Source organism: Clostridioides sp. LIBA-7678, assembly GCF_056716065.1.
In genome coordinates, this window is sequence record NZ_CP196987.1 from 1579449 (window position 1) to 1592795 (window position 13347).

General features: G+C 27.6%; 14 protein-coding genes. All 14 read left to right on the forward strand.

Annotated elements, in window-relative coordinates; genetic code table 11:
• Nucleotides 1-38: 38 nt before the first annotated feature.
• The 14 genes from ACTG46_RS07760 to folE all read left to right on the forward strand — a co-directional run bounded on the left by ACTG46_RS07760 (nt 39) and on the right by folE (nt 13340).
• Nucleotides 39-1502, forward strand: coding sequence for a VanW family protein (locus ACTG46_RS07760; RefSeq protein ID WP_054269920.1), 1464 nt, complete (start codon nt 39-41; stop codon nt 1500-1502).
• Nucleotides 1503-1566: 64 nt separating this feature from the next.
• Complete coding sequence (locus ACTG46_RS07765) at nt 1567-2160, forward strand: GAF domain-containing protein (RefSeq protein WP_054269921.1); 594 nt, start codon at nt 1567-1569, stop codon at nt 2158-2160.
• 129 nt (nt 2161-2289) lie between these two features.
• A complete protein-coding gene (locus ACTG46_RS07770; RefSeq protein ID WP_407812179.1) occupies nt 2290-3687 on the forward strand; it encodes a tetratricopeptide repeat protein in 1398 nt (465 codons plus the stop codon).
• 179 nt (nt 3688-3866) lie between these two features.
• Nucleotides 3867-4238, forward strand: coding sequence for a CidA/LrgA family protein (locus ACTG46_RS07775; protein ID WP_054269922.1), 372 nt, complete (start codon nt 3867-3869; stop codon nt 4236-4238).
• Nucleotides 4231-4920 (forward strand): LrgB family protein, encoded by a 690-nt coding sequence (locus ACTG46_RS07780; RefSeq protein WP_054269923.1) that lies wholly within the window; start codon nt 4231-4233, stop codon nt 4918-4920. The genes ACTG46_RS07775 and ACTG46_RS07780 overlap by 8 nt, the downstream gene beginning before the upstream one ends.
• Before the next feature lie 521 nt (nt 4921-5441).
• Nucleotides 5442-6308, forward strand: a complete 867-nt coding sequence (locus ACTG46_RS07785; RefSeq protein WP_054269924.1) for a YitT family protein — start codon at nt 5442-5444, stop codon at nt 6306-6308.
• Between the two features lie 241 nt (nt 6309-6549).
• Nucleotides 6550-7359, forward strand: a complete 810-nt coding sequence (locus ACTG46_RS07790) for an MORN repeat-containing protein (RefSeq protein ID WP_479923900.1) — start codon at nt 6550-6552, stop codon at nt 7357-7359.
• 146 nt (nt 7360-7505) lie between these two features.
• On the forward strand, nt 7506-8570 hold the full coding sequence (locus ACTG46_RS07795; protein ID WP_231300642.1) for a CAP domain-containing protein: 1065 nt from the start codon (nt 7506-7508) through the stop codon (nt 8568-8570).
• A 27-nt stretch (nt 8571-8597) separates the two neighbouring features.
• Entirely contained in the window at nt 8598-9317 is a 720-nt protein-coding gene (locus ACTG46_RS07800) for a polysaccharide deacetylase family protein (protein WP_167640092.1), read from the forward strand.
• Nucleotides 9318-9338: 21 nt separating this feature from the next.
• Entirely contained in the window at nt 9339-9923 is a 585-nt protein-coding gene (locus tag ACTG46_RS07805; RefSeq protein WP_243193123.1) for an aminodeoxychorismate/anthranilate synthase component II, read from the forward strand.
• 1 nt (nt 9924) lies between these two features.
• A complete protein-coding gene (gene pabB, locus ACTG46_RS07810; protein ID WP_243193121.1) occupies nt 9925-11274 on the forward strand; it encodes an aminodeoxychorismate synthase component I in 1350 nt (449 codons plus the stop codon).
• Nucleotides 11264-12007: an aminotransferase class IV gene (locus ACTG46_RS07815; protein WP_243193119.1), complete on the forward strand. Its 744-nt coding sequence runs from the start codon at nt 11264-11266 to the stop codon at nt 12005-12007. Before pabB ends, ACTG46_RS07815 begins: the two co-directional genes overlap by 11 nt.
• A 33-nt stretch (nt 12008-12040) precedes the next feature.
• Nucleotides 12041-12742 carry a hypothetical protein gene (locus ACTG46_RS07820; protein ID WP_479923901.1) on the forward strand — a complete coding sequence of 234 codons (702 nt, stop codon included), beginning with the start codon at nt 12041-12043 and terminating at the stop codon, nt 12740-12742.
• Between the two features lie 25 nt (nt 12743-12767).
• The gene (gene folE / locus ACTG46_RS07825) at nt 12768-13340 is read left to right on the forward strand and encodes a GTP cyclohydrolase I FolE (protein ID WP_054269932.1); all 573 of its coding nucleotides are present in this window, start codon (nt 12768-12770) and stop codon (nt 13338-13340) included.
• Nucleotides 13341-13347 lie beyond the last annotated feature (7 nt).

The following is a 13347-nucleotide window of genomic DNA, read 5'->3' on the forward strand; positions in this document are numbered from 1 at the left end:
GTGTATATAAATAATTTTATTGTAAGGAGAAGTATGGGATGAGTAATGTGAACAAAAAGCTAGTTATAGCCATTGGTGCTGTAGCATTAGTAGTCATAATTTTTATAGGCATAATGTGTGTGCAATTTAATGGGGAGAAAATAGCAAAAAACACATATGTTAATGGAGTAAACATTGGCAAATTGACTAAAGCACAAGCAAAACAGGAATTAAGTAAAAAATACAAATTAGAAAATGTTGAGTTTATCTACAATGATAAAAACTGGAAAGTTAAAAGTAAAGATTTAAATTTATCTGCAGATTTGGATAAAACAGTAGAAAATGCATATAATTTAAATAGAAAGAATGGTTTCTTTGGAAATCTATCAAAAACTATTTCAGCAAATTTTGGAAAGAAAAACAACTTAGTAGTAGTGACAAATTATGATAAAAATAAGCTAAAATCAGAAATGGAAAAGATAGCTAAAGAAATAGATGTAGAGGTAAAAGATGCAACACTTGATATAAGTGGTGAAAAAGTAAAAGTTGTACCAGACTCTGATGGTCTTAAAATGGATATTTCTAAGAGTATGGAGAATTTTGAGAATCAAACTAAAAAAGGAAATTATAAGAATAAGTTAGTAGTAAAAGCTACTCCAGCAAAGATAAAAAAAGAGCAACTTGCTAATATAGACACAAATTTAGGCAAGTATTCAACAACATTTAAAACTTCTCAAGTAAATAGAAGTATAAACATAAAATTAGCAACAGATAATATAAGTAATGTATTACTTATGCCAGGAGAAACTTTTTCATTTAACAAGCATACAGGTAAAAGAAGTAAAGAAAATGGATATAAAAGTGCACCTGTAATAATGGAAGGTGAGATGGAAGAAGACTATGGTGGAGGAGTTTGTCAAGTTTCGTCAACACTATATAATTCTGTGTTATATGCAGGATTAGAAATTGTTAATGTAAAAAATCATACAATACCATCAAGTTATGTTCCAAAAGGAAGAGATGCAACTGTTGCAGATAGTGGAATAGATTTCTTATTTAAAAACAATCTAAAGCATCCAGTTTACATAAAAAATTACGTTTCAGGGAATCAAATTGTTTGCAATATATATGGAAGTGCAGAAGACAAACAAAATATAACAATATCAACAAAATTAGATGGTGTTTCACAAACTACAATGAAAAGAGTTAATGATTCTACAATGCCTAAAGGCAAAGAAAAAGTGGAAAAGAGCGGAAGAAATGCATATTCTGTATCAACATATAGAACATTTAATGATGCTAATGGTAAGAAAATTAAAACTGAAAAAATAGCTAATTCATATTATCCTAAGAAGGAAGGTATTATATTAGTTGGAACTATGGAACCAAAACCAGAAGAAAAGCCAAAGACAGATGAAAATAAAAACAATCAAAATTCGAATAATCAAAATAATCAACAAAAACCAGAAACACCACCAACTGATAATAAGCCTAATGAGACACAACCACAACCGCAAGCTTAAAGTTCTCAAGAATAGGATTTATGTAGAGTATTAAAAAATATAAATCTAAATAGGAGGGATTACTTTGAATTTAAATAATATAACGAATTACGTTCAAAGTATTTGCGAGAATATTTCTAATGTGTTGGATGTAGATGTTACTTTAGTTACAAAAGATTTAACTAGGATAGCAGGGACAGGAATATTCAGAGGTAAAATAGGAGAGACAATCTCAGAGAAATCAGTATACTCTCTTGTTTTAAAAGATGGAAAATCCTATGTTATAAATAAGGAAATAGAAGAGAACTGTAATCAATGTGCAAATAGAGAAAATTGTAAAGAGTTAGCTGATATATGTACTCCTGTTAAAATGGGAGAACATATACTTGGAATTTTGGGTATAGCTGCATTTAATGAAGAACAAAAGGAAAAAATACTTTCAAAAGACAAGGAGTTAACTGCTTTTATAAGAAGTATGTCTGACTTAATATCTTTTAAATTAGATGAATTATATAAACAAGAAGTTAAGACTATGGATGACCTTGAGAGGGAAGCTATAGAAAAAGCTATAAAAAAATATGGAAGTAACACAGAAGGTATGAAAAAGGTAGCTGAGGCTTTAAATATAGGTATAGCTACACTGTATAGAAAAGTAAAAAAATTCAACATTAAAAGTTAGTAATATTGGAAAAAGGTAACCTTTTCACAAGAAGAAGAGGATTACCTTTTTTATTATGAGGATAATGGCAAAATATGTATAGTTTTGACTTGACATATTAAATATGTTATCTTAAATATATATTTTAGAGTGGAGGTGAGTATTATTTTAGTTAAAGATATAAAACAGGACATAGAAAACATGCCTAGAAAAATTTTAGATATATCTTTGATAGAAGATAATAAAAGTGATTTGACTTTTTTTAACATAGAAGAAGAAGATGGTGACGAGACACTAAAAGCATTAAAGCAGAGCTATGTGACTACAAATTATAAAGAAGAGACACTATTGAACTTACAAGGAGCTTTAAATTCAAAGTCAGACACAACATCAAAGGAATTAAAATTAGAATCATACAAAAGATATAATAATGCACTGGATTTGGCATATAAGAACTATATAACTAGTGCTATTAATATGGTGAATAAAGCTTTAGAAATAAATCCTAAAGATATTGATATACTAAATCTTAGAGGTCTTTTAAAGCTATTAAAATGTGACTTTGCTAAGTCATTTGAGAGCTTTTATACAGCTTTATGTTATGAAAATAACCATATATCGAGAAAATATGTAAATCTAATTTCATCTGAAGATTTTAAAACATTTTTAGGAAGGTACAATCATTCTATAAGATTTATAAATGAAGAATTAAATTATGAGTCAATACATATTTTGGAGAATATAATTGAGGAAGAACCTGAACTAATAGAACCATATGTGATTTTATCTTTGTTGTATGATAAACTAGGCAATGTAAAAAAGAGAGAAGGATACTTAGATAAACTTAAAGAGTTAGATAAGGATAATCCAGTATTTGAAAAGAAAGAGGAAGAAAAAGAAGATACAAGTAAAAAAGAAGAGGTAAAAAAAGTTAAAAAGAAGAAAAATATTTTACCATATATTATAGTTGTTTGTGTTTTAGTAGGTATGGGTGTATATTTGATTCAAAGTAAAAAGAGAATAGAAAATTTAAATAATCAAATAAGTAGTAAAGATGAAAAGCTAAATGAAACTGATAAAAAGCTGGGAGAAACAAGTGAAAAATTAGAAAAAACGAATAAAGAGTTAAGTGAGGCTAAAAATAAAGAACCAGAAAGAGAGATAACTGTAGCTGATGAGGAAGATTTATACTATCAAGCTCTAGATTTAAAGAAAAATAAAGAATATGAAAAAGCCATAGATAATTTTAAAAGTGTAGTTTCTTCTGGGAAAACTAAAAAATATATTTCTGAATCAATATATCAATTAGCCATAACAAATAAGCTATTAGGAAATAAAGATGAAGCTATAAAATATTATAAAAAATATATAAATACTTATACTAAACATGACCAGTATTATGATGATTCATATTATGAGTTAGGGATGCTTTATTATGATAATGGTGATTTAAAAAATGCACAACAAACCTTCTATAGTTTAAGAAGTGAAGTTCCAGACAGCATGTATAACAATTCAAAAATAAAAGAGATTTTAAGTGAAAAATAGGTTTATATAGTTAAGTTTTTTGAAACAACCAAGTATGTATTTTATTAAATTAAAATAAAAATAAATTTAAAAGAGATTGTATCAAATTATAACTTTCTATTTGAAGAAAGATATTTGCTTGTTGAAAAAACTACAAATATGTGATTTGAAGCAATCTCTTTAGTTTTTGGAGGTGGAAAATGAAAGTTTTCAATCAGTTAGTAATAATTTTATGTATATGGGTCATAGGAGAGTATATAAGTTCCTTTATACAGGGAATTATACTTATTCCTGGAAGTATAGTTGGGATGCTATTATTATTCTTGCTACTACAACTTAAGGTATTAGATTTGAGTAGTATAGAAAATATAAGTGGATTTTTCCTTGATAATATGGCTATATTCTTCATCCCAGCAGGTGTGTCACTTATAAAATCATTAGACCTGATAAAAGAAAATGTACTAGTGCTTTTATTAGTCATATGCTTAAGCACACTAATAGTAATGTATGCCACTGGAGTTATAGTGGAAAAAATGATAAAAAAGAAGGAAGAAGGACAAAAAGATGTATAATGTATTACAAACGCCAGTATTTGGTATAATAGTGACAATAGTATTTTTTAATTTAGGGAGATATATCCAACGAAAAACGAACAATCCTATATGTAATCCCATGTTAATTGCAATCGTAGGAATAATAGTATTTTTAAGCATAACTAAAATTCCTTATGAGAACTACAAGATAGGAGCAGATAGTATAAATTTCTTTCTAGGTCCTGTTACAGTAGTACTTGCAGTTCCACTTTATAAGCAATTTGAATTATTTAAAAAGCATATGGTTGAAATTATTGTAGGTATAGGTTGTGGTATAGTAATTTCTTTTATATCTGTATTGATAATTGGTAAGATAGCTAATTCAGATGTAAGTATTATAAACTCTTTGATTCCAAAATCTATAACAACACCAATGGGAATATCTTTAGCAAATTCCTTAAATGGTATAGAGTCAATAACAGTTGTGGCTATAATTTTTACAGGTATCTTTGGTGGAATGGTTGCTTCTACAGTATTTAAACTTGGAAATATAAATCATCCAGTTGCTAAAGGAATTGCACTTGGAACGTCTGCACATGCTCTAGGGACTACAAAAGCTTTTGAACTTGGAGAAGTAGAAGGAGCTATGAGTGGTGTTTCTATTGGAGTATCTGGTACAATTACAGTAATATTAATTCCAATTATAATGAATTTTATATAAAAATAAAATTAAAATTAGTATTGTGGATACTTAAAACAAAATAAAATAAAAAATTTTAAAATAAAAAGTGAATGAAAAAAATGCAAATAATGAAATAAAAAAATCATATACTGAAATTATGAAAACAAAAATTTCATTTAGCAATTAATTATGAACAGATAAATATTAAATTTGAATTTGCTAAGATAAGATAAATTACTGTAAAAATAGATATTTAGAAAAGAATACTATAAATTTACTATATTGCAAGTCAAACAATAAATAGTATCATATTGTGCTAGAAGGATTTTTATTTAAAGCATAAATGAGATGATTTGAACGTTTTTAAAGATTAAAATATAAAAAATTGCACTAGACATATATGAAAAAGATACTATAATAGATGATGTAATAGATGACAGTTCAAGAAATTATATAAAAATTTATTTGAAATATTATCTATTACATCAGGAATAATATAATATATGTAAAGATAAGTTTTTAAAATTCTAAAGATTTAGAAAGATTGAAGGGAGAAAGAAATGAGTGAAGTTAAGAATACCCTACAAAAACATCCAGTTTTAAGATATTCAACAATGTTATTTGGGATGTTGATGACATCTATAGGTATAAATGGGTTCTTAAGACCAGCACATCTGCTTAGTGGAGGTGCTACAGGTATAGCAACATCTATAAACTATTTGACAAATATAAATGTGGGTCTATTAACATTTTTAATCAATATCCCAATATTTATTTTAGGGTTCATATACCTTGAAAAAGAGTTTTGTATTTCAAGTTTAGTAAATATGATTGTATTTTCATTATTATTAGGTGCGACTCAGGAAATAAGTCAGATTATACCTATACATGATATATTACTCCAAAGTGTATATGGTGGGATACTATCTGGTTTAGGTGTTGGGGTTGTATTTAGAACTAGGTCTTCCCAAGGTGGTACAGATATAATAGCTGCAATACTAAAAATTAAGAAGAACATAGAAATGAAAGATACTGCTTTAGCAATAAATGGATTAATAGTACTTACAGGAAGTTTCTTATTTGGATTAGATTTAGCATTATATACTCTTATAGGTTTATTTCTAAATGCGTACTCAATGAGCTTCATTAAAGATGCAATGAATTATCAAAAATCTGTTATGGTAATGTCAAATGAAGTCGATTTAATAGCAGAAGATATAATGAAGAGTTTAGTTAGGGGTGTAACTTTTTTAGATGCAGAAGGTGCATATACTCATCAGAAAAAGAAAATTATATATACAATAGTTTCATCAAATGAGATACCAAAGATAAAAGATATAGCTTTGAAGTATGATAAAAAGGCCTTTATATCTGTAAATGATGTCACAGAGGTAAAAGGAAGAGGATTTAAAGCAAAAGATTTATAGAGAATTTTATAGGCTGAGAGCTATAATATATAAATTTATATTATGGCTCTCAGCCTATTTAAATTTAATAGGTGGAAGATAAAGATTTTATTAATGATTTGTGTATCACTTTAAAAGATGCTATTTTAAAATTAAAATTGAAAAAATTACTTAATGTGTAGAAAACATGACCACTATTAGGATATAATAAATTTAATGGATTTAGTAAAATATCTAGTAATAACGTTGGAGGAATGGCATTATGAATTTATCTAAAGAATATGTTAATTTGTATGATAATTATTTGAAATATATAAATGAAGTAAATAAAGAGATTAAAAGTATAAAGAACATGAAAAAACGTGTTTTAAAAAAGGGAGATTTTGCTCCAAAAAATGAAGTATTAGAATTAGAAGGAAAAACAATTCGTGATATAGATGAAGTAGATACAAAAAAACCAAGAAATAAAATATATAAATTTTCAAATGGGGATGTATATGTAGGTAAGTTTTTAGAGGGAAAGATGGAAGGTCAAGGCTCTTATACTTTTTTTGTAGATGAAGGAACAGAAATGGAGTACATAGGAGAGTTTAAACAAGATAAAAAAAATGGAAAAGGAAGTTTTGTATTTTCAAATGGAAATGAATATATAGGTAATTTTGAAGAAGATACAATGAATGGTATTGGAAATATGCTCTATAATAGCAAAGATGAGTATATTGGAACTTGGAAAAATGGTAAGAAGGATGGGAAAGGTATTTACAAGTGGAGTGATGGATGCATATATGCAGGTGAATTTAAAGGTGGAAAGATGGAAGGATATGGTATTTGTTACAATAGTGAAGGAGAAATACTTTATGAAGGAGAATGGAAGAATAATTTGATTCATGGTAAAGGGACTTATATATGGGAAAAAGGCAAGAAATATGTAGGTGAATTTATGCATGGAAAAAAACATGGGCAAGGAACTTTTTATCTAAATAATGAATTGGTTTATGAAGGGACTTGGAAATTTGATAAACCATCCATTTTTGATAGAACATTAGATGAAATATTTTCTTTAAGACTGTAGCTTTATCTATTAGTAGGTAAAGCTTTTTTATAATACTTAGTAAATTTGAATAGGTATGAATGTTATTTATTAGTATATATTATCAGTATTAGTATAATAAATGAATATTAAAAAATTTTAATTCGATTTTATGAAGGAGGGATATATTGAAGAAATTAATTGCATTAGTGTTGGTAATACTTATTGTTTTATTTTATAGTCCTGAATTGTTAGAGGAAGTATATGATTTAAAAGAAAAAATTTCTCAAAGTGAAATATGGAATGAATTTTTAGACAAGATAAATATAGGTGACAATTCAAAAAAAGATAAAAAAGAAAAAAATCAAAATTTACAATTGAATAATACTGAAAATGAAAATCTAGATGAATCAGATATAAAGAGTTTTGAAAAAATAAGTCTGGGAGACAATTTAAATCAAGTATTATCAAGTATTGGGAAACCTGGAAGAATTGATACTAGTGAGTATGGCTTTGATTGGTATGTATATAATCAATATGGAAAAGAATTTGCAATGGTTGGTGTTGAAAATAATGAGGTAGTAGCACTTTACAGTAATTCTATGAATTCATGTGAAAACCAAGATATAAAAATAAATCAAGATAGGCAAACAGTGAGAACTAAGATTACACCATTAAAATATAAGAGAAAAGGAAATACTAGATATATAATAAACTCAGAAAATCAATATGATATAATAAGTAAAGAAGGCAAGTATATTACAATTTTCTACGATATTCATGAAAAAAATAGAGTTTGTTCATATTTAATAATTGATAAAAGTACTGAAGATGAGTTTAAAGAATTATATCCAGATGATAGAGAAGAGCTTAAAAAATGTTTTGAACTAGAAGTTATAGACCTTGTAAATAGTGTTAGGAATCAAAGAGGATTAAATTCGCTAATATACAGTGAACAAGCTACTTTGAGTTCAAGAAAGCATAGTGAAGATATGAGAGATAATAATTTTTTTGACCATATAAATAAAAATAATGAAACTCCATTTGATAGAATGAAAAGGGAGGGAATCGTATATACTTCGGCTGGGGAAAACATAGCAGCGGGGCAAATTAACGCAATATATGCACATGAAGCTTGGATGAATTCTGAAGGACATAGAAAAAATATTTTGGGGAATTATAATAATATTGGAGTTGGAGTAATATTTGGAGGAAGCTATAAAACATATTACACTCAAAATTTTTATAAATAACTAAAATGTTTGAAAGGAAGTTTAAAAATGACACCATGGAAAAAGAGGACAACATATAAGTGTTTAGTAGCGATAGTCTTGTTTTGTGGAATAATACTAGTATCTAATTTTGGTAAGGTCTCTGCTTTGATGACAGATACTAATGGAAATGTTTTAATTAAGCATGGTTCAAGGGAAAAAAAGTTAATAGCAATTACCTTTGATGATGGACCACATCCAAAAGAAACTAGCCAAGTTTTAGATGTATTAAAGAAATACAATGTAAAAGCTACTTTTTTTATAGCTGGTAAACATGCTCAATGGTATAAAGAACCATTAGTGAGAGCTAGTAAAGAAGGGCATGAAATAGGAAATCACACTTTTAATCACCCTGATATAAGTAATTTAAGTTCTAATCAGATAGAAGAGGAGATTGTTAAGTGTGAAGATATCTTAAAAGAAGTGACTGGAAAGAAACCTACATTATTTAGACCACCATTTGGAAGTTATAGAGAAAAAGACTTAGTAGAAATTGCAAAAAAGCATGACTATAAAGTTGTTTTATGGACAGGTGTAGATGTGAAGGACTGGAAAAATCCTGGAGCTAACAGTATTGCTGATAAAATAATTAATAAAGTACAAAATGGAGATATAATACTTTTACACGATTATGCAACTAATGATACAGTTGAAGCTTTAGATATGTTTATCCCAAAAATGATGGAAAAAGGCTTTAAATTCGTAACAGTTTCTGAGTTAATAAAATAATTTTTAGGGGGGGATTTTAGTATGATTCTAATGATAGACAATTATGATTCTTTTGTGTATAACCTAGTACAATACATAGAAGAATTAGGGGAAATAGTCGTAGTAAAGAGAAATAATGAAATCAAAATAAGTGATATTGAAGAACTTAATCCAGAGGTAATTGTATTATCTCCAGGACCATGTTCTCCAAAAGAAGCTGGTGTTTGCATAGATATTGTTAACTATTTTAAAGGGAAAAAGCCTATACTAGGAATTTGTTTGGGTCACCAAACTATTGGACATGTTTTTGGAGGAGATATTATAAAGGCACAGCAACCTGTACATGGAAAGGTGCATAGTATAAACCATATTAATAAAGGGGTTTTTAGTGGTCTTAAGAATCCTTTGAATGTCACTAGGTATCATTCACTAATAATTGATTCTAATAAAGTTCCTAAAGAACTAGAAGTTACAGCAACAACTGATAAAGGTGAAATAATGGGAATTAGACATAAAAAATTCTTAATAGAAGGAGTACAATTTCATCCAGAAGCTATTTTATCAGAGTATGGTCATGAGATGCTGAAAAACTTTATAACAGAAGCTAGAGAAAGGATACATATGTAATATGATAAGAGAGATAAACACTAAACTTAATTCTTTTGAGATATTTACTATTTTTAGAAACGAACATGACAGTTTTATATTAGACAGTGCTATGGATAAAGAAAAATTAGGAAGATATTCTTTTATAAGTAGTAAGCCATTTAAGGTATTAAAATATAAAGATACTGACGAAAATCCATTAGAATTTTTAAAAGAAGAAATAAATAAATATAGAGTTAAAAATGATACTAACCTTCCATTTATAGGAGGAGCTGTAGGATATTTGTCTTATGATTTAGGTAATTATATGGAAGAATTGCCTAGAAGTGCTGTAGATGATATTGGGATGCCTGATATGTATTTTGGTTTGTACAATCATGTAATAGTTGTAGACCATCTTATGGAAAAAACTTACATAGCTACTCCAAATATAGATATGAAATTAGAAGAAAAGATAGTTGATGACATCGAACAAAAAATACTAAAAGAAGAAGAAAAAGGCATAGATAATATATGTTATCAAGAAAAAGAAGTTAAACCTATAAGACTTAAATCTAATTTCACAAAGAAAGAATTTAAAAATGCAGTTCAAAATGTTAGAGAGTACATAAGACAAGGGGATATATACCAAGCAAACTTAACACAAAGGTTCAGTGGAGAAACAGAACTTACAAGCTTTGAACTATACAGAGATTTAAGAAGATTTAGTCCAGCACCATTTGGAGCATTTTTAAACTTTGATGATGTACATATATTATCAAACTCTCCAGAAAGATTTATAAGATGTATTGATAAGAAAATAGAAACTAGACCAATAAAAGGTACTCGTCCAAGAGGTAAGGATAGGGAAGAAGACTTAAAGCTTCAACAAGAACTTAAAAATAGTGAAAAAGATAGAGCTGAATTACTTATGATAGTGGACTTAGAAAGAAATGATATTGGTAGAATATCTAAAACAGGAAGTGTAAAAGTTCCAGAACTATTTGTAATTGAACCATATGCAAATGTAAATCACTTAGTTTCAACAGTTGTAGGTGAATTAAAAGACGATAAGGATGCTACTGATATAATAAAAGCTACTTTTCCAGGTGGTTCTATAACAGGAGCACCTAAGATTAGAGCAATGGAAATTATAGATGAATTGGAGCCAACACAAAGAAGTGTATATACTGGTTCAATAGGTTATATAGGTTTTAATGGTGATATGGATTTTAATATAGCAATTAGAACAATAATAAAAGATGATAGAAAGGTTTATTTCCAAGTTGGAGGAGGAATGACTTGGGATTCTGACCCAGATGAAGAATATCAAGAAACAATGGATAAAGCAAAATCTATAATGAAGGCTTTGAGGGGTTATTATGAAGAATAATGTAGGTTTTGATAGCAGTTTAAGTAAGTTTGGAATTGGTTTATTTGAAACTATTAAAGTTGAACATGGTATAGCAATAGATTTAAATCTTCATATAGAAAGAATGCTTAATTCAATAAGGTGTTTAGAACTAGATATAAAGCATGAAAAAGACTTCTTGATAAATGAGATTAATACATATATAAAAAAAGAAACTATTGTTGATAAAGCACTTAGAATTACTGTTTTTGATAAAGGTTATAATATATCTATCAGAGATATCCCATATAATCAAGAAACATATGAAAATGGCTTTAAGTTAACTGTCTCACCAATCATTAGAGGAGATAGTTTGATTCATAGACATAAAACTACAAATTATTTTGAAAATATATATACTAAAAATTTTGCAAATAAAGATGGTTATGATGATGGTATATTTGTAAATTCAGTGGGTGTAATCTTAGAATGCTCTATGAGTAATATATTTTTTATAAAAGGAGAAATAGTATATACTCCTAGTGGTAAATTACCAATATTAAATGGAATAATAAAAAAGAGGATTATAAATATTTGTGACGAATTACATATAGAGTTGGTAGAAAATGAAATTAATATATCAGAAATTAGTAGTTTTGATTTTGTTTTTGTCACAAATAGTCTTATGGGAGCTATGAAAGTTACAGAAATTGACAAAATAAAATTTTATGAAAAAAATGCTATTTTCGATAAAATAGTAGAATATTTAAAGTAAATTAAAATATTAACAATTTGTTGGAGATAAGAAATGATAAGTTGTGTTTATAAGGTATATAGTGAAGAGATAACAACGATAATAGAAAATCTAAATACTTTAGCAGTATTTTTGGTTGGTTCTAGTAAAGACTTAGATTTTACTCTTCACGATGTAGAAATAAATGATATTGATATATTCGTTTTTGTAAAAAAAGGGGAAAAACAAGAGCGAGTACTGTTTGAAAAAGAGGGAATAGAATTTGACATAAACTATTTTTCAAGAGATGGTGTAAAAAAATTATTATCAGATAGAGAGTATTTCTTTATTAAAGAGATGAAGGATGCTAAAGTTCTATTTGATAAAGAGAAGATATCAAAGAATATAAAGGATATAAGTAGGGATATTTACCTAAAAGGGCCTAAAAAAATGTCACTGGAAGAAAAGTCTTTTTTAAAACAAGATATTGGGGGAAAAATATCAAATTTAAAAAATAAAGAAAAATTTGATGCTTTTGAATATCATTTTTTGACGAATTTATATTTAAAAGATATAATAATTGGGTACTTTAATATAAATGATAATTGGGTACCAAAAGATAAAAAATTGCTAAAAGTTTTGGAAAAAGAAAATAATGAGCTTTTTGAACTAGTATCAAAGGTAAGTGAAAGTTATGACTATCAAAAACTTTTAGATGTGTATAATTATATTTTTAAAGAAATTGAGACAAAAGAGATTATAAAACTAATCTTCTAGTCACAAATCAATGGGGGGAGTTTAAATGAATAAAGTTGATAAAGAAAAGATACAACATGCAGTAAGGGAAATATTGGAGGCAATTGGAGAAGACCCAGATAGAGAAGGTCTAATTGAGACTCCAAATAGAGTTGCTAGAATGTATGAAGAGATATTTTCAGGTCTTACTGAAGAACCAAGAGACCATTTAAAAGTTCTTTTTGCAGATGAGAAACATGAAGAATTAGTCTTGGTAAAAGATATTCCATTCTATTCATGTTGTGAACATCACTTAGTTCCTTTTTTTGGAAAAGCTCATATTGCTTATTTACCAAAAGGAGGAAGACTTACAGGTCTTTCTAAACTTGCTAGAGTAATAGATACATTGGCAAAAAGACCACAATTACAAGAAAGAATTACTAAAAATGCTGCAGATATAATAATGGAAGAATTACAGCCTTATGGTGTTTTAGTTGTAGTGGAAGCAGAGCATATGTGTATGACAATGAGGGGTGTGAAAAAGCCAGGTTCAAAAACTGTTACATCAGCAGTAAGAGGTATATTTGAAAAGGATATTGCATCTAGAGCTGAGGCGATGAGTCTTATTACTATGAAATAGTAGTTGT